This window comes from Dysgonomonas sp. ZJ279, assembly GCF_011039205.1.
Taxonomy (GTDB): Bacteria; Bacteroidota; Bacteroidia; order Bacteroidales; family Dysgonomonadaceae; genus Dysgonomonas.
This window is the reverse complement of record NZ_JAAKEL010000013.1, coordinates 20,527-40,136: the sequence shown is the minus strand read 5'-3', so window position 1 is coordinate 40,136 and position 19,610 is coordinate 20,527. Positions and strand designations below refer to the sequence as shown.

The following is a 19,610-nucleotide window of genomic DNA, read 5'->3' as shown; positions in this document are numbered from 1 at the left end:
TCTAATTGAAATTTAGCCTAAATAGCTTTTCAATAGTTTACTTCGCGAATTTTGACGTAGACGTTTAATTGCCTTTTCCTTGATTTGACGTACACGTTCTCGTGTTAATTGAAATTTATCACCGATTTCTTCGAGGGTCATTTCCTGATACCCAAGTCCAAAGAACATCTTAATGATTTCACTTTCTCTTTCTGTCAAAGTTGATAATGCTCTGTCAATCTCTTGTTGGAGCGATTCATTCATCAACGAACGGTCGGCAATCGGAGCGTCATCGTTTACAAGCACATCCAATAGACTGTTGTCTTCTCCTTCAACGAAAGGAGCATCCATAGAAATGTGTCGTCCCGAGACTTTCAGTGAGTCCGAAATTTTGTCAACCGGAATATCCAGTTTTTCGGCTAACTCTTCAGCCGAAGGTTTGCGCTCATTCTCTTGTTCAAATTTAGAAAATGCTTTGCTGATTTTGTTTAGAGAACCTACTTGATTGAGAGGTAAACGTACAATACGAGATTGTTCAGCTAACGCTTGCAAAATAGATTGACGAATCCACCATACTGCGTAACTGATAAATTTAAAACCTCTTGTCTCATCAAATTTTTCTGCGGCTTTTATCAGACCTAAATTTCCCTCATTAATTAGATCGGGTAAACTTAATCCTTGGTTCTGATATTGTTTTGCAACAGAAACGACAAATCTTAGATTTGCTCGTGTAAGTTTCTCTAAAGCAGCCCTGTCTCCCTTTTTGATAGCTTGAGCTAATTCAACTTCTTCTTCAACTGTAATTAAGTCTTCTCGTCCAATTTCTTGTAAGTACTTGTCTAACGACGCACTTTCGCGATTAGTGATCGACTTTGTAATCTTTAACTGCCTCATCTATAGATATATAATTTTATGCATCCCAAAATGTTTGCAAATATAGTGAATTTTTGAATAAGAACGACAGTGTCAGCCCCCTTTTATTTAACTAGGTATTTTAATTAACAGATGTTCTTGAGATAGCTTTTTCTTGATCGTTACTAAATGAAATAACGCTCAAGCCTTCTGATTGTTTTAGCCTGAGCGCTATTTTATATTAAAAAAACATTATTTCTCACTCAAATCAATTGCATAGTATTTTCTTGCTCCGGTAGTCGGATAAAATCCTGTGATAAACAGGGCTTTATCCTGACTGTTAGCCGCTGCTTGAATTATACTTTCCACATCGCTTGGCGAAGTAACCGGTTGGTTATTTATCTTTTGGATAATAAAGCCTTTAGTGATTCCTTCTTTGTTGAACTTGCCACTATTGTCTACTCCTGCAACTTCAACTCCATAGCTGATGCCATATTCTTTTTTCTTTTCAGCAGATAAATCTTTGAACGCTGCTCCTACAGTTGCTAATCCGTCTCCTTTTTTCACAACAGAGGTATTGCCGTCGCTATTTTTCAGAGTGACATCGAATGTTTTATCTGCGTCACCACGTTTTACTGTGATTTTCACTTTGTCCCCAGGGCGGAAGCGATTTACTTGGTCTTGCAATTCGCCTACACTACGCACTTTAGTTCCGTTCACAGCAATGATAACATCGCCTTCTTCTATTCCTGCTTGCTTAGCCGGACTGTGTTCTGCAAACCCTCCAACATAAGCACCTTCATTTATTTTCAGGTTTTTAGTTTTTTCAGGAGTAGCTTCTTTTGCTACCGACAAATCACTGATCATAACTCCCAGAACGGCACGTTGTACTGCTCCGTATTCTTTTATATCAGCCACAACTTTACCTGCAATAGAAATAGGTACGGCAAAGCCATATCCTGCGAAATTACCTGTTTGTGAATATATGGCTGTATTGATACCGATAAGCTGTCCATTTGTATTTACTAATGCACCACCACTATTACCGGGGTTAATTGCAGCATCAGTTTGAATGAACGATTGTATTGTCATATCATTCTTACCTCCTGCTCCTATACCTCCACGTCCTTTGGCACTAACTATACCGGCTGTAACGGTCGATGTCAAATTGAATGGGTTTCCTACAGCTAATACCCATTCTCCAACCTTAAGATTGTCTGAATCGCCGAATGGTACGTATGCGAAATCATTCCCTTCAATTTTTAATAGGGCGATATCAGTTGTTGGATCTGCACCAATAAGTTTAGCACTATGTTTGCTATTGTCATTAAGCGTAACTTCTATTTCGGTAGCCTTATCGATTACGTGGTTGTTGGTAATAATATATCCGTCTTTGGATATAATAACACCCGAACCGAAACCAACGCTTGGCTGAGGGTTGCCGTATTGAAAGTCATTGCCTCCTCTATCGCCGAAGCCAAAGAAGTATTCAAAAGGATCTATCATTCGCTGACGTCCTTGCGGTTGAGCGGCTGCCTGGCTTTTTACAGTAGATTTTATATGTACTACGGCGTGTATGGAGCTTTCGGCAGCTTTTGTAAAGTCAGGATATCCATCTGCTGTTAAACTGGCTAAATGTACATTTTGCTGATCGAATTCTTGGCCGTAGCTGAAAATATCAGATGAGCTATAATGACCTTTAGCGTCCATAAAGCGATACATTCCATATGTTGCACCGATACTCACTAACGCAACCATAGCATAAGTTGAAATGTTTTTCCAAATCTTTTTCATATGTAAGTATTGTTTTTAGTTTGTAAATTTTTTACTTGAAATTTCTTCAAATGTAAACACAAAAATCATTCATTTAGGATATTCAAAGTCTATTTTTTAACACTTTTAACCCTCTGTTTCAGCTTTATCATTATTTTAACATTCGGACTGTCATTTTGTCGGAATGATGAATTTGAATATGACATTTTTATTGTTCTTTGGGAAAATTGGCGCTTAATAAATATTTCAGTATGTTGAGTTACAAACTTAAGAAAAACAACATCATAATCAAATACCAGAAGCTATCTGTTCATTTATATTCTGAGGTAAATGGCCTCTTGTCAGTTAATGGCAAAGTAGTATCTTTGTGCTTATTAGATATAAGCTGATGAAAATAAAGAATAAAAGTATAAATAAGCTCATTCTCAAGTTAGGTGTTATAGTCTCTTTCATGTTGCTATTCGCTGTGTTGGTTCTTTCTTTTATATTTCCTTATGATGCTTTTATAGACTTGGTTTTGCAATTAGTGAATTATCCATCAGATAAGCGGGATGTTTTAGCTGAAATGATAAATCCTTCCCGATTACTTATTTTGCAAGGTGCCTTGTTGTTTGGCTTGCTTCTTATTGGATTCCTTTTCTTCTCATTTGATAAAGTGTACACTTACATACAGAAGTTTATATATTATTTTCTGCGTGCTGTTAAATCAGTTTTTACGGATTTTAAGACTAAGAAAGCTTTACTTGTTTTAGCCATTCCTATAGTTTCGTCAATTTATTTAGGGCTAACTATTCCTGTATCATACGATGAAGCCTTTACTTTCCTTAATTTTACCAATAAGCCGTTTTACTATTGCATGATCTTCTATCCCTATCCTAACAATCATGTATTACATTCTCTACTAACGAATATAACAGACTGTATCCCATTCTTACCAACGCTTTTTTGTTTGCGTTTAACAGCTATCATTTCGTCTATTCTGGCCTGGACGATAGCATATTCTTTTGTTAAGAGATTTTATTCTCAGAAGGTTGCCATGTTTGTTGTTGGTATTGTTTCGATGACTTTTATGTCGGTGTATTTCAATTTTATGGCTAGGGGATATGGTATGGTAACTTTATTTTTCATTATAGCCCTTTATGCGAGCTATAATATTATTAAGAATAATAATAGAACGAAGGATTGGCTCTTTTTTATGGTTAGTAGTGTTTTAGGGTTTTATACAATGCCATCATTTTTATACCCTTTTGTAATACTTAATGCATTGATTCTGATTTATAATTACAGAAATATAAAAAAGCAGATCGTGTATAATGTGCTTACTATCGCTTCGGTAATACTTCTCTATGCCCCTATTATGATTGTAGATGGAATAAAGGCTTTGACAGGCAACCAATTTGTGGAACCTAAAAGTCGATTTGTAGTTATAGAGGCTTTGCCCGATTTTTTTAGGGAGACATTGCAAGATATCTTCGGGTTACCGTTTTTTATTTCTATTATTTTAATTTTAGCTGGATTTGTAATCGCTTTTAAGAATAAGGACAAGTGGACGATGGTACTTTGGGTACTTTTTCTTTTAGCTCCTGTTGTTTTACTTATTGCTCATTCTGTTATACCATTCCCTCGTACATTTGTTTATTACGCATTTGTGCTTATTTTTCTTATTGGTGTGTCCATTGGAAGATATATAGAACAATTGCCAAATGTTGTTCTGATCATAGGTGTTATAGTTATACAGATAATTTCATTTGTAAACTTTAGTCGGCAAATCGGTGCCCTCGAATCATTTAATACGCAAAGTAGTGAAATAAATAATCTGGTTCTGAAAGAAAAAAACAAGACCTACTATATAGGTCCATCATATATCAATTTCGAATTCGAGTTTATTAGTAGAGGGTATAACTCGCAAGATCTTACTATCGACACTAACGAAAGGATAAGCGCAGATACAATCAGACATCAGGGTTATGTAATTATTGATTCGGGTAATGATGCAACGGTCAAACGGAAGGTGTTTTTCTCAAATGGTTATCAAAATGTGTATATTGAAGACGAAAAATAAATGGGAACATCTATCTTAATTGTCATAGCTGTATATTTTGGAGTTTTACTTCTGATTTCATATCTGGTCGGCAGAAAACATACCGATAATGATGCATTTTTTTTAGGTAATAGGAAGTCGCCATGGTATATAGTTGCTATTGGTATGTTGGGCGATTCCATATCAGGAGTAACATTTGTGTCTGTGCCGGGTATGGTTGGGCAATTCGATATGAGTTATATGCAGATGGTTTTGGGTTTTTTTCCGGGTTATCTGATTATAGCTTTTGTTTTGCTTCCACTATACTATAAGCTGAATTTGACAACAATATATGGGTATCTGGAGAAGCGATTCGGATTCTATTCTTATAAAACAGGAGCATCATTTTTTATCTTATCTCGAATAATAGGTTCTGCATCCAAACTATATTTGGTTGCACTGATTCTTCAGGTTCTGGTTTTCGACCAGTGGAATATTCCTTTTTATATAACGGTTACCGGAATAATAGTTCTTATCTGCGGATATACGTTCCGAAGTGGAATAAAGACAATTGTGTGGACTGATGCTTTGCAAACCATATGTTTACTCACAGCATTAATCCTAATCATCTGGCAGGTTGTATCGCGATTGGGGCTTGATATTCCACAAGCAATAGATGTAATAAGGAGCAGCGAACATTCACGTATATTCGTTTTTGATGATTGGGCTTCGAAGCAAAATTTCTTTAAACAATTTCTTAGCGGAATATTGATTGTAATTGTGATGACTGGGCTTGATCAAAATATGATGCAGAAGAATTTATCTTGTAAAAACTTGAAAGATGCACAGAAAAATATGGTAAGCTACGGATTCGGCTTCATACCTATGAATTATCTGTTTCTGGCTTTAGGTATTTTGCTTCTTGCTTTTGCCTCTCAATATAATATTTCATTACCCGAGAATTCGGATGAAATATTGCCTTTACTAGCTACTGAATATTTAGGATTACCTGTCTTGATCTGTTTTGCGATCGGTATCGTTGCTGCCTCTTTCTCTAACGCTGATTCTGCGCTAACATCTTTGACTACATCTGTTTGTGTCGATTTGCTTGGAACTGAAAAGAAGAACGCTAAAACAGCTAAAAGAATTAGAAATAGAGTGCATATATTCGTTAGTTTGCTTTTCCTTGTCACAATATTTCTGATCGATTTTTTAGGAAGAAGCAATATTTTAGATACAATCTATAAGGCAGCATCGTATACCTACGGACCTCTACTTGGTTTATTCTTTATGGGGCTGTTTACAAAGATATCGCTGAAAGATAAATTTGTGCCGGTTGTGTGTATTATAGCACCGATACTTTGTTATGGACTAGAGATTGCTTTGAAATATCAATTTGGTTATACTGTAGGCTATGAAATACTATTGTTGAATGGTCTGTTAACTGCCTTTGGGTTGTGGTGTATAAATCAAAAAGGGGTGACAGCAATAAGAACTACTTAATCTAACATGAATTCGAAATAAAAGAAGAGACAATAACGAATAAAATTTCCCGAAGACTCTGTCATCCCGAACAGAAAGGAGGGATCTCCTATGAAATAAGTTGGCAGTTAATAACATCTAGGTATAAAAGATTCCTCACTGCGTATCAGGATGACAGAATGTACTAAAGGCAGATACCAGATTATAACGCACAATTATACGGTGTTTATTTCAAACTCACGTTAACTTATATATTTGTCATAACAAGAAAGGCCGGTATTAGTCAATACCGGCCTTTTTTGTTATTATACTATAATTCTACTTATCCTACTTCTATAATCAAGAAGCTGCTAAGATTCCAGAATTTCTTATAATCTGTAATTTTTATAGTGATATTTCCGTTCGCGTCTTTTTCTAGTGTATAGCTATCACTAGCGTGGTTAGAAAGAAGTTTAGCTTTCTTTGCATACACAGGTATACTTTTAGTTTCGCGAATGTCAATTTTAATAAACTGACTTTTCTCAATATTTTCTTTCAAGATTTTAGGAGAAGCCAAGAAACCACCTGAAACTACTTTTGCTTCTTTCAATTCTTTAGAAGTACCAAACATGTAGTAAGCAGTATTCAGTTCTTTATCTTGCTCCTTAATTTTAGAAGCTTGAGCGGCAGTTTGAGTAGAAAGATTATCTACATTTTCAGAAAGTGATTGTACACTTGTTTCCAATTGTGCAATTTGAGCATCACGAGTTGCTAAAGATGTTTGCAATTCGGTAATTGTATTTGCTCTTTCTGTCAATTCAGCGCTAAGACGTTCGATAGTCTTTTTCAAACCCGACATTTCGCCTGAACTATTTTTAAGGCGTGCATTTAATTTATCTAATTCAGCTTGATTCTTTTTCAAAATTTCATGGATCATTTCGAAATTGTCTCTTACACGGGTTTTGGTATCTGTTGTCATCTCACCTTTTGCTTTCGATTCAACAGTCAGATATTTTTCCGCTTCCTTTATTTGGTTGAAGTTTTCTTCAACTTCGTTGATGATACCCATCATCTCTGCCATTTCAGTACTTCCCTGTGCATTTTTCTGCAATAGAGAGTCCCTTTCAGCCTGCAAAGCCTTATATTCATCCGAATTTTTCACGTTACACGATGCTAATGCAAGGGCGCATAGACATCCAATAATTAACTTTTTCATATTCATATCCAATTATTTTGGTTAATTTAATATTTATTCATTTTTACCTGATACTATTATAACAAATTCTCCTTTAGGTTCGTTCACCGAAAAATGAGAAATTAGTTCTTGTAAATTTCCTCTGCGGGTATCTTCATATATTTTTGATATTTCGCGGCAGGTCGCTGCATATCTTTCTTCGCCCATATATTCAGCTAATTGGGTCAATGTTTTAACCACTCTATGAGGCGATTCATATAATACGATTGTTCTGGTTTCTTCCGCTAAAGCCTTTAGACGGGTCATCCTCCCTTTCTTCTGCGGAAGGAAACCTTCAAAATAGAATTTGTCGCATGGTATGCCCGATGCAACAAGAGCCGGAACGAAAGCCGTAGCTCCCGGTAAGCATATTACTTCAATACCTTCTTTGGCACACTCACGTGCAACCAGAAAGCCGGGGTCGGATATACCTGGCGTGCCCGCATCCGAGACCAGAGCCATGTCTTCCCCTGCATTTATCCTATCTATAATATGAGATATCGCTTTATGTTCATTGAATTTGTGGTATGATTGCATTTTGTTCTGAATTTCAAAATGCTTGAGAAGGATACCCGTTTTACGTGTATCTTCTGCCAGAATGAGATTGACTTCTTTTAATAGCCTGATGGCTCTGAAAGTCATATCTTCGAGATTCCCTATTGGCGTGGGTATGATATATAATTTGCCCATCGGTTGTCGAATAATATAAGTTCGAATAACAGAGCAAAGATACTAAAAAATTAAGTTTACGTATATAAAACACGTATATTGTAGATTTACATGTTAAAAATTCGTCGTTCTATATTCGTATGCTTCTGTCAATGAGACATTTTTCTTCGATGGAGATTCCAAACAGGGCAAAATCATATTTTGCAGGATCATTAATATCTAACAATCTTAAATTTTCGGTTAGTTCAATTGTTGCTTTCCAGTCAGCTTTGTCTCGTTGTAATAGTCCTAACATATGTGCTGTGCGCTCTACATGAAGGTCTAAAGGGCAAATAAGATCTTTAGGTTTCAGTTGTTTCCATATGCCAAAGTCTACACCTTTATTGTCATCCCTGACCATCCATCGCAGGTACATATTCAATCGTTTACATGCCGATTGTCGGTGAGGGGATGGGATGTGCTTCCGCGTACGATGGGGAGCTTCGGGTAGAGAAAAGAAATAAGATTCGAAATGATTTAAAGCTTCTTCTGCACTCATATCTGACCTTGAAGCAAAGGCATCCTCTAAACTTTCATACTTGGCATAATGCTGTTTCATGAAGTGGATACAGTATAGCAGATCGGTGTCATTGAATGTACGATGTTTAAATTCCAGTAGAACTTTCAGATCCGAATCTTTGTGATTCGTTATAAAATCATGAGGACTGTTATCCATTCGTAGAGCAAGTTCTTTACATTTATTTATAATAGTCTTGCGTTGCCCCCATGCGAATATCGAAGCAAAGAATCCCATAATTTCAATGTCTTGTTTCGATGTAAAACTATGGGGAATGCAGATAGGATCGTTCGCAATAAAATCGGGAGTGTTGTATTGCTCTACCTTTTGGTTGAGAAAATCCTTAAGATCGATTATTTGTTTGTTGTCCAAAATATAGTTTTCTATGTTAAAGAAGTAAAGTTATATATTTCATAGCATAATATATATGTATATATCAAAACAGAGAATACTAAGCGATATAGTATTCTCTGTGTAAGCTTGTTTATACGTTATTGATATTACTTATCTGTCTCGGTAAAGTAACTAAATCGACTATGGCTCAAAAAAGAAAATCAGTTTTTCTTACACCTGACCGCACACAAGTAGAACCGACGGATGGGACTTCGGAAGATTGTAATGGTGTCTTTATACAAGTTCCGGTAGTATGCGTTGGTACCACCAGCAGCCTCGGAGCTACTACTGGACCAAAAAAAAGTACTCGCACCATAACTCTGGATTGTGACGCCGTCCACATAGCCGGTAAGCATACTCGCAAATCCACCCTGTGCCGCAGATTTACTTGTGCCATTAATCTTGGTACTACCAGTTAGAGGGCACTCACTTTTCATAGCAGTGCTGTGTCCAATAGAAGAACCAGAACCACGTCCGCCTATAACAGTTTCCCATGCCGGATCCCATGATGTGGGATTGAAACTTGAAGTCAAAGAACTACTGTATGTGCCGGCATTATTATAAATCTCCTTTTCAAGTTCATTCCATTCGCGATCGCTCGGTAAATGCCAGCCGTCAGGGCAAACTCCCTGAATCATTACTCCAATATTTTCTTCTGCTGCTCCCTGACCTTGATCCACAGTAGAAGTATTACCTTTCGCAGCTGTCGGCCAGCTGTAAAGCAATCCGTGTTTCTTTTCCCATGTGGGAGGCACGGCTCCCCAGTCGGTTCCGCTGCTACTAGTAGGTTGAGGATAGGCACGACCTTCAGTACTAGTGTTTTGGCCACCGGTATGAACAGGGATATTACCGCCGCCCATGCCCGAAGCATAGGTTTTTGCTGCAAGGTTTTCTATCATCCAAATTCCCGCATTTCCAAACCTTCGTGCCCTAAAATTATTTCCATCCTGATCTTTATAGGTTGTTACCTCACGAGATTCCTGTGAGAGAAGATTCTCCCACATCGAACCATCCCATACATAAAGACCTTTAGTGATAGGCGTTTTTAAGCACCAATTTTCGTTGATATTGTAAACCATCAAGCCTGTATGTGCGGATTCTTCTCCGGCCAGAACACTAGGAATATTTACTTTGATGTCTGTTAAATTAGTAATTGCTACCCGTGGCATACCTAGCCCTCTGGTTGACGTGCCATCGGCTTTCTCTTTTAAATCAAGCAGGGATCCTATTCCTGGAGGAGCATCAGAGCCAATAGTTACCTGAGCATTTACTATTGAAAAAAGGAAGAGGAAAGTAATTATAAAAAACTCTCTTAAATATTTCTTTTTCATCTGCTTTTTAGTGTTAATCATTCTCTTTTTTCCTAATAATTTGGAAGAAAAAGAAGAAGAGTAGTTGTATAAAATAATTCCAGTATATATTAATCTAGAACAAATGAATCACAAAGTCTAATAAACTCTTCATTAATACTCTGTAAATATAGATATAAATCGCTATAATGCAAATGATTAAGGGTTATTATTTGTTGTGATGTAAATATTTAGAGAATGTGGCTTAATAATTGAATTTGAATCGTTTTTTTTAACTTAAAATGATATCAGTTGCTTAAATATACTAAATATATAAGCGTGTGATAAAAACAGAGAATACTGCATGTTTAGTATCCTCTGTCAGAATTTTACTGTGCTTTATTAATATTACATATCGATGAGGATATCATTTAATTTATTGATTCTTTTTGCATCTTACCGAGTACATACTATTTCGGGAGCTGTTCTTACGGGCTACTGTAGCTTTATTTACATGAATATCCCGAGACCATGCGGACTCGCTATTGCCCGCGGAGCTGCTTGACCATAAGTAATTATAATAGCCATAGTTTTGTGCGCTGCTGGCGAATATGCCACCGGGAAGAGTGGCGCTAAAGCCTCCTTGTGCTGCGGGTCTACTTGTTCCGGCAGGATTACCAATGCCGCTACCCGCTAATCTACATTGAACCATCATTGCATTAGCATGACCGTGAGTGCTACTAGAACCACGATCATCAGGAGTTGTTTCCCAGCTTGAAACCCACGTAGTAGGAGAGAATTCCGACGATGATGAAGTGCTATAAATATTCGCTTTGTTGTAGATTTCTTTTTCAAGCTCATTCCATTCGCGGTCACTTGGTAAATGCCAGCCATCAGGGCAAACACCCTGTACGTACTTAAGAGGAACACTACCAAGAGGTCCAATATTTTCCACCTCTGCCACACCGGGACTTGCTCCGGATATCTGACCTTGATTCGCTGTCGATGTATTGCCTTTTGCAGCAGTAGCCCAAGTATAGAGCAACCCCTGACTTTTATCCCAAGTGGGAGGTACAGCACTCCAGTTGCTAGAGGTTCCTTTAGGATAGACGTAGGCTATAGTACTATAAACAATAGTACCGGTGGGTAAAGGGATAGGTGCACCGCCCATCCCGGGCGCAAAGTTTTTTGCATATAGGTTTTCTAGCATCCATACACCTGCTGCACCAAACTGACGAGCTTTAAAGTCGTTGCCATCCTGATCCTGATATATTTGAACATCAGGAGATGTTGCATTACCTAGATGCTGCCATACAGAACCGTCCCAGACATATAAACCTTTAAAGATAGGGGTCGGGGCACATTGGTCTTCATTTACATTATACACCATTAATCCGGCATGTTGGGCTTCTTCCCCTACTTGAACACTGGGTATGCTTAACTTGATGTCAGTTAAGCTGGTAATTGCCACTCGTGGCATCCCTAACCCTTTAGTAGATGAGCCATCGATATTGTTTTTTAATTCGAGTAAAGCGCCTTCTTTTGGAGGAATATCAGAGCCAATAGTTACTTGGGCATTCAGTGTTGAGGAAGAAGAGATCAGTAGAAAAAATAAGATTTTTTTTGTTAGATAGGTAATCTTCATATGTTTGTTGATTAAGTAGCCTCAGCCTCTCTATTTGGAGACGGGTGAGAAAAAAGTTTTGTAAAAGATATTTAAGTTTTGGTGGTAATATTTACGTCATATTTTGAATAATATGATGCATAAAATTTAACAAATTCCTTAACTGTCGGCAAATTTAAATATTAATCGTTGTAATGCAAATGATTAATATTTAAATTTTTTATTGAAGTGAAAACATTTAGAGAATATTATGACGCAGTAATTAATAGGTTAAGGTAAATGAATGTGCTTAAGTGTATAACAAAACAGGAGATACTAAACATTTAGTATCTCCTGTGTGAATTTTTTTGTCTTATCAATATCACTTATCAATTCCAATATATGTACCGTCAGATTTGAATTTTAATTCTAACTTATTCGATAATTCTATTTCAAATCCATAAGTTTCTTTATTTATTTCGGTTATAAATATCTCCGAGGGGTAATTTGTTTCAACATGTGAAACGATTCCTGTGGGCAGTAATTCTAATATACTCTTGGGAATTGCCTGTCCATATCCATTGATATCATCCCAATCGCCCGATAATGAAAAATCAATTTTGAATTTATTATTCAAAACAACTTCATAGCCATCATCATCTTTTTCGGCCAACGTTACTGTTTGTTCAGGGAAGTGCTTCTCTAAAAAAGCTTGAGAAATTGCTGGAAGCTCTTTTAGCGAAATAATTCTGTCGTCATCATCATTACTACAAGCAATAACAGAAAAAGAAGTGATTAATAAAATAAACGTAAATAATAACTTTTTCATAATTATTTTGTTTTAAATTAGAGTTTAGTTTGTTGCCTTATTAAAATGTAACAAATGAGGTTACCCATAAGTTCTGACTTTTTGGGAAGATAATTCTTTTCTTTCTTATTCCTTTATTATTGAAATTTTTGCAATATAATTAATTTAATTCATAATTAAAAAATAAGCTATGATGTTTTTAGATGTAATTCCGGCAGAAGTGCTTCAAAATGGAGAACTATCAGTTTCCCGAATCGATAATTTGTTAGGTCAGTTATTCGACCATGCTATTGTGTTGGGTCAGAAGATAATTCTGGCTGCTATAATCTTTTTTGTTGGCCGTTGGCTTATTGGGTGGCTGCGAAAATTGATCGGTCGTTTTCTTGAAAAACGCCATATTGAGAGTACCGTAAAATCTTTCTTAGATAGCCTGGCCAATATAACACTTCAAATTACTCTATTCCTGCTTATTGTTAATATCTTAGGATTCTCTTTGACATCTTTTGCTGCAATTCTAGCTGCTGCAGGTTTGGCTATCGGTATGGCAATGAAAGATAACCTGTCTAATTTTGCGGGTGGTATAATGATTCTTATCAATAAACCATTTAAGATTGGAGACCGTATTGTAGCACAAGGTATGGATGGAGTTGTTCAATCGATTGGTATTTTATATACCGTACTTCTGACAGGAGATAATAGAACGATATTTATGCCTAACGGTCCTTTATCTACAGGTAGTATTACAAATTATTCTACTCAAAATGAGAGACGTATCGATATTACTTTGTCTGTTAGCTATGGGGCTGATATTTTGCAAGTAAAAGATATTCTTTCATCGGTTATCAGCAAAGAAGCTAAAATAAAACAAAGTCCGGCTCCTTTTGTTGGGGTAACTATGCTTAATAATGGGACAATAGATGTTACTATACGTGTATGGGTAGATTCTTCGGATTATGCTTCTATAAATGTGTCGCTGAATGAGGCAATCTATTCTGCATTCATTGAAAATGCTATTTATGCTTCAGCAACAGTGGCGGTGAAAATGCTGAAAGATTAAAAAATATTAAAACTAGTATGGATAAGAGAAAACAGTGATTTCAACATTCTATTGTGCCAAATAAATAGGCTAGCTTTGTATGATAAGGTTAATCATATAATATCAATAATAAAATCAGTAATTTTAGCTCTATGAAAAAACAGAGATTACAATTATTTCTATGCTTTATAGCTTTTGCGGCTATAATGATGACTTCGTGTAGTAAGAAAATGAATCCGTTATCAAGTTCGTTATTCACTGCAAATCCATCTCCTTTAGAGTTAGTAGGAACAAAAGTTCCGGTAACAGTCAATGGTCGTTTCCCTGCAAAATGGTTCGACAAAAATGTAACAGTTATTGTAACACCGGTATTGAAATACGATGGTGGCGAAGCTTTAGGGACATCAGAAACCTACCAAGGAGAGAAAGTTGCCGGAAACGGTATTGTTATAAGTCAGGCTGACGGGGGCGCAATTACTCTTCGATCGGCTTTCGACTACATTCCGGCAATGAAAAAATCGGAACTTTGCTTGAGAGTCGATGTACTTAAAAATGGTAAGGCTCTTGTTAATTTCCCTGATATGAAGATTGCCGACGGTGTTATCGCAACAGCCGCTTTGGCAAGTGCTGCATCTTCGACTCCTGCGGTTGCTCCGGATGCTTTCCAACGTATTATTAAAGAGACTTACGATGCTGATATAATGTTCTTGATTCAACAAGCAGAACTGCGTTCTAGCGAATTGACATCTAAAAACCTTGCAGCATGGCAAGATCTTGTAAAAGAAGCAGATCATAATGATCGTAAAAATGTAAATGTTGAGGTTTCTGCTTATGCTTCTCCTGATGGTGGTTTTGAATTGAATGAAAAACTAGCAGAAAAACGTGAGCAAAATACAACTAAATTCTTGTCGAAAGAGTTCGAGAAAAAGAATGTTGATACAGAAATCAATGCAAAATATACGGCTCAAGACTGGGAAGGATTCCAAAAACTTGTTCAAGCTTCTAGTTTGCAAGATAAAGATCTGATATTGAGTGTTCTTTCTATGTATTCTGATCCTGTAGAAAGAGAAAAAGAAATTAAGAATATTTCTATTGTATATTCAGATTTGGCTGCAACTATTTTACCAAAACTTCGTCGTTCGCGTTTGATTGCAAATGTTGAAGTTATTGGAAAAACAAATGAAGAATTGAAGGCTGCCGTAAACTCTGGTATGACTGGTTTATCAGTAGAAGAATTGTTATATGCTGCAACTTTAGATGGTGTTTCAAAAGATAAAGTATATACATACGTGACTCAAAAATATCCTAACGATTACCGTGGATGGAATAACCTAGGAGCATATTACTTCGAAAGAGGAAATATGGCTAAAGCTTCGCAAGCATTCACTAAAGCAAATCAAGTTTCATCCCGTGCCCCTGAAGCAAATATGAATCTTGCTTTGTTAGCAATGGCTGATAATAATACTGCTAAGGCAGAGCAATTATTGGGTAGTGCAGCCGGAGCAAATACTTTAGGTGAAGCTTTAGGATTGCTATATATTAAGAATGGCGAATACAGCAAAGCTGTTCAGGCTTTTGGTGAAACTAAATCGAACAATGCTGCTTTAGCTCAACTATTGACTAAGAATTATAGTAAAGCTCTACAAATATTAGATGCTGTTCCTACTAAGGATGCAACAACTTATTATTTAGCGGCTATTGTTGCTGCCAGAACAAATAATGCAGCAGGTGTAGCAGGAAATCTTAAATCGGCGTTAGATAATGGTGCATCAGCATCCGATATCGCTATTGATGGAGAATTTGCACGATTCTTGGCAAATCCTGATATTAAGAATATGCTATTAAGATAATAGAAGTATAAAATTATATATTTCGCTTGAAAGGAGTTGTCAAATTTGACAACTCCTTTTTTTTGTAAATAATATGTGTTGCGTGCTATTTGTTTTATGATACATTAGTCTATTGTAATATTATTTAATAAGTATAGCTGTAATGATAATTGTGTGTGTTGTTTTCAGTGAGGTTTAATTATGGCGATGTTTTTATTAATAAATATTTGTATATTTTATATTATGTGCTATATTTGCTGTCGATATTATTATACGAAGTATATCAAGACCTTATTTAATGCTAAAATATCCTCAAAAATTTATTACTGATTTGACCATTTTCTTTCTTGGAAATTTGGACGTTAGCTCTATTTTATTAGAGAGAGAGAGAGAGAGAGAGAGAGAGAGAGAGAGAGAGAGAGAGAGAGAGAGAGAGAGAGAGAGAATACACACTATAACGGGCACCCCTGCGATAATTTAACCAAAATATTATTTATATCAAAGAATAGGCTGATTTTCTTAAGAGAATTAGCTTCTATTCTATTTTTCTATGTACCTACCTTAGCCATATCAATTCTTATTTTCCGTCCAAAATTAGAACATTTCCTTAATCCCAATCGGGTATTGAGCTATAAACCTATGTCTAATATTTTAAATCGAGGCCTATGATGAGACGCAAATCTTAAATTAACAGTTAACCTATTAATCGTGATTCTCATGCCTTTGTTTCTGCTTCTTACATAATAGCATTAGAGGATGAGATTCAGTTAAAACATTTATTATTAATCTAATATCTTATTGACTATGGAAAAAAACGATTCTATGCAGAATACGCACGTTCATATCCGAACGCTACTTTTCCTGATTACATTTTTTATGCTGGGAGGTAGTAGTATAGGGATAAATGCTATTGGCGTAAGCAAGAATGAAATAAACAGTACGCAACAAGATGCCACTAAAGTTACAGGTAAAGTATTCGATCAATCAACAAAAGAAACCTTACCGGGAGTAAGTGTAATCGTTAAAGGAACTAATACTGCAACAATGACTGATACTGATGGTAATTTCACTATCACAGTTCCTTTTGCAAATGCTTTACTCACATTTTCCTACTTAGGTTTTCAGCCACAGGAGATATCTCTAGCAGGTAAGAAGACTCTCGAGATTTATCTAGTGGAGGATACCAAAGCATTGGAAGAAGTGGTAGTAGTTGGTTATACTACGCAAAAGAAAATGACGATAACCGGAGCGGTATCTACTATTACTACCCGGGATCTGGTACAAAGCCCTACGGCAAATATCAATAATGCTTTGGCTGGTCGTCTTCCCGGGCTGATTGTTAATCAGTATAGTGGGGGAGAACCCGGAGTCGATAAGAGTGAAATATTTATCAGAGGTAAAGCAACTTATGGCGATCAATCACCCATCGTTATCGTAGATGGTGTGGAGCGTGAGATGTCGTATATCTCGCCGGAAGAAATAGAGACATTTACTATTCTGAAAGATGCGTCATCTACTGCCCCTTTTGGAATACGGGGAGCCAATGGTGTTGTGGTAATAACAACCAAAAGAGGAAAGGCTCAGGATGGTGCAACAGTAAATTTTAAAGCAGCATACGGATTTAATAGTCCGACCAAATTACCTTCATTATTAGGGTCTGGCGATTATGCAATGCTATATAACGAGGCTATGAGAAATGACAATCCCGGTATGACGAATTTATTTACTCAGGATGCTATTGATAAATTCCGAATGGCTAAAGGTGATAATAGTGATGGCTTAGGCTACAATTGGGATTATTTCGACTATATATTTAAGACTGGAAAACAACAAGATTATACATTATCGGTACGCGGTGGAAATGACAGAGCCCGTTATTATGTAATGGCAGGCTATTTCCAACAAGGGGGTAATTATAAGCATACCGATTTGGGTGAATCGGATACGCAGGCCGTTTTTAAAAGATATAATTTCCGATCTAATATCGATGTCAATATCACAGATAAATTCTGGGTCAGATTAGATCTCGGAGCACGCATTACAGATCGTAATGCACCGGGAACAAGTGCATCCAGACTTATGACACTCGCAATGACACAACCTCCCCATTTGCCCATAACACTGGCACCTAACGATAATCCAGCTAATCAGGCGTACATACTGAATAACCCTCAAGGGCTACTTTTTGGAGATCAGTTGTATCGTTTCAATATACTGGGTGAGTTAAGCCGTACAGGATACCATAACCAAAAAATATCTTCATTCGATGGTAGTTATTCTATGGGATACGATCTCGATTTTATTACAGATGGACTCAAAATTGAAGGGCTATTTTCGTACGATACCAAAGAAGAGCAATGGATTTACAGAGATGTGGAAACATATAGCGAAGGTTACCGTGAATATCCCGGTTATGCGACATTTCAACCGGTAGACGGACGAGATGTGTTTATGACCCCCGGCTTTTATGATGGTGCCTTTAAGACAGGTAATAAATTTGATGTTGATCAAACAGTCCGTAATAGATTGACTCAGTCTGCTCCTAGCAACAGAACCTATTTTCAGTTTAGACTCAGTTATGCCAATATTTTCAATAAACTGCATGAAGTTGCAGCGATGGCATTATTGAATCGTTCATCTCAAAGCGCATATACAACTGATAGAGCTGATGTTGATTATCGCTATCAGGGTTTAACATGGCAAACGACTTATAATTATGATAAACGTTATCTGTTCGAATTTAATTTTGGATATAACGGATCGGAGAATTTTGCAAAAAGCAAACGTTTCGGGTTCTTTCCCGCAGCATCTGCCGGTTGGGTTATGTCGAACGAGAAGTTTATGGATGGTACGAAATCTTGGTTAGATCATCTTAAGTTAAGAGGTTCTTACGGTTTGGTAGGTAGCGATAAATTGCCTAGCGGAAGGTTTGCATATTTACCATTCTTCGAAGGAGGAGACGGGTACGACTTCGGTACGCAATATTTCAATACGAATCCCGGGGGTATAAGGGAAGGACGCTTAGCCAATCCTGATTTGACATGGGAAAAATCGCGTAAAACAAATATAGGGATTGATGCTTCTTTCTTAAATCAGAGGCTAGGTATTGCATTTGATGTGTTTAACGAATTCAGATACGATATTATTACCAATGTCGGCGATGACAACAAACTTGGTTTCCCTACAATAGTAGGTAAAGGCGCTCCGTATATCAATTCGGGAAAAGTACGAAACCGAGGAATTGATTTTGAAGTTACCTGGTCTGATAAAATTGGTAAAGATTTCAGATATTTTATCAAACCGAATTTAACGTTTGCACGAAATAAAATTGTGTTTATGAATGAGATTCCCAGAGAAAATAGCTGGAGAACTGAAACAGGATCCCGATTATATGAAAACTTCGTTTATGTATTTGATCATTTTGTTAATAATCAGGAAGAGGCTGATAAACTGAACGGTATGAATAATGGTAATGGTTTCCAACCATGGGGCAAATTAATACCGGGAGATGTTGTTTACAAAGATTTAGATGGCGATGGTAAAATAGATGATTTGGGTGACCGTACTATAATGGGAAATCCACGTAGTCCCGAGATTCAATTTGGTATTCCGATCACATTGCAATATAAGGGATTCGACATCAGTTTCTTGTTTCAGGGAGCTGCCAATACATCGGTATTGCTTACTGATGGGTCGGTTTGGGATTTTCCGCAATATGATCAGGATAAATTGGGAAAGGTGCGCCCTATGCACTTAGACCGATGGACTCCCGAAACTGCTGAAACCGCCAAGTATCCTGCTTTGCATATGGGGGCGCATACAAATAATAAGAATAATCAAAGTAGCCTTTTCTTGTACGATGCAAAGTATATCCGATTGAAAAATGTGGAGGTGGGATATAATCTTCCTCGTAATCTTCTTCGTAAAACAGGTCTAAAGCAAGTACGGCTTTATGCTCAAGCCCAGAATTTAATTACGTGGGATGGTTTGGGTGATGTTGATATCGATCCGGAAGTAGGACAAACAAGTGGTTATTGGTATCCGGTACTTAAGGTCATGAACTTTGGCGTAGATGTCACATTCTAAAATTGTAAAACAATAAATTATA

At 36.8% G+C, this 19,610-nt stretch carries 13 protein-coding genes; 5 read left to right on the top strand and 8 right to left on the bottom strand.

Going from position 1 to position 19,610, the window contains the following annotated elements:
- Positions 1-12: 12 nt before the first annotated feature.
- Together G7Y57_RS12470 and G7Y57_RS12465 are read right to left on the bottom strand one after the other, a co-directional pair.
- Positions 13-873 carry an RNA polymerase sigma factor RpoD/SigA gene (locus G7Y57_RS12470; RefSeq protein WP_165024517.1) on the bottom strand — a complete coding sequence of 287 codons (861 nt, stop codon included), beginning with the start codon at positions 871-873 and terminating at the stop codon, positions 13-15.
- 210 nt (positions 874-1,083) lie between these two features.
- Positions 1,084-2,625, bottom strand: coding sequence for a Do family serine endopeptidase (locus tag G7Y57_RS12465; protein ID WP_165024515.1), 1,542 nt, complete (start codon positions 2,623-2,625; stop codon positions 1,084-1,086).
- A gap of 367 nt (positions 2,626-2,992) precedes the next feature.
- On the opposite strand from G7Y57_RS12465, the gene G7Y57_RS12460 reads away from it, so the two are divergent.
- Both G7Y57_RS12460 and G7Y57_RS12455 read left to right on the top strand, forming a co-directional pair.
- Positions 2,993-4,666, top strand: coding sequence for a glycosyltransferase family 39 protein (locus tag G7Y57_RS12460; protein WP_165024513.1), 1,674 nt, complete (start codon positions 2,993-2,995; stop codon positions 4,664-4,666).
- Positions 4,667-6,127 (top strand): sodium:solute symporter, encoded by a 1,461-nt coding sequence (locus tag G7Y57_RS12455; protein WP_165024510.1) that lies wholly within the window; start codon positions 4,667-4,669, stop codon positions 6,125-6,127.
- A gap of 301 nt (positions 6,128-6,428) precedes the next feature.
- On the opposite strand, the gene G7Y57_RS12450 is transcribed toward G7Y57_RS12455, so the two are convergent.
- From G7Y57_RS12450 to G7Y57_RS12425, 6 genes are all read right to left on the bottom strand, one after another.
- Positions 6,429-7,301, bottom strand: coding sequence for a hypothetical protein (locus G7Y57_RS12450; protein ID WP_165024508.1), 873 nt, complete (start codon positions 7,299-7,301; stop codon positions 6,429-6,431).
- Positions 7,302-7,334: 33 nt separating this feature from the next.
- Complete coding sequence (rsmI, locus tag G7Y57_RS12445) at positions 7,335-8,009, bottom strand: 16S rRNA (cytidine(1402)-2'-O)-methyltransferase (RefSeq protein ID WP_165024504.1); 675 nt, start codon at positions 8,007-8,009, stop codon at positions 7,335-7,337.
- 109 nt (positions 8,010-8,118) lie between these two features.
- Positions 8,119-8,916 (bottom strand): TIGR02757 family protein, encoded by a 798-nt coding sequence (locus G7Y57_RS12440; RefSeq protein ID WP_165024501.1) that lies wholly within the window; start codon positions 8,914-8,916, stop codon positions 8,119-8,121.
- A gap of 182 nt (positions 8,917-9,098) precedes the next feature.
- Positions 9,099-10,268, bottom strand: a complete 1,170-nt coding sequence (locus tag G7Y57_RS12435; protein ID WP_165024498.1) for an FISUMP domain-containing protein — start codon at positions 10,266-10,268, stop codon at positions 9,099-9,101.
- Positions 10,269-10,662: 394 nt separating this feature from the next.
- Positions 10,663-11,871 (bottom strand): FISUMP domain-containing protein, encoded by a 1,209-nt coding sequence (locus G7Y57_RS12430; protein ID WP_165024496.1) that lies wholly within the window; start codon positions 11,869-11,871, stop codon positions 10,663-10,665.
- Between the two features lie 340 nt (positions 11,872-12,211).
- Positions 12,212-12,658, bottom strand: coding sequence for a PepSY-like domain-containing protein (locus G7Y57_RS12425; RefSeq protein ID WP_165024493.1), 447 nt, complete (start codon positions 12,656-12,658; stop codon positions 12,212-12,214).
- Positions 12,659-12,827: 169 nt separating this feature from the next.
- Between G7Y57_RS12425 and G7Y57_RS12420 the strand changes: the two genes are divergently transcribed.
- The 3 genes from G7Y57_RS12420 (at position 12,828) to G7Y57_RS12410 (ending at position 19,588) form a co-directional block, all read left to right on the top strand.
- Complete coding sequence (locus tag G7Y57_RS12420) at positions 12,828-13,694, top strand: mechanosensitive ion channel family protein (RefSeq protein WP_255491432.1); 867 nt, start codon at positions 12,828-12,830, stop codon at positions 13,692-13,694.
- A 131-nt stretch (positions 13,695-13,825) separates the two neighbouring features.
- Positions 13,826-15,523 (top strand): hypothetical protein, encoded by a 1,698-nt coding sequence (locus tag G7Y57_RS12415; protein WP_165024491.1) that lies wholly within the window; start codon positions 13,826-13,828, stop codon positions 15,521-15,523.
- Positions 15,524-16,378: 855 nt separating this feature from the next.
- The gene (locus tag G7Y57_RS12410) at positions 16,379-19,588 is read left to right on the top strand and encodes a SusC/RagA family TonB-linked outer membrane protein (protein ID WP_185153937.1); all 3,210 of its coding nucleotides are present in this window, start codon (positions 16,379-16,381) and stop codon (positions 19,586-19,588) included.
- Positions 19,589-19,610 lie beyond the last annotated feature (22 nt).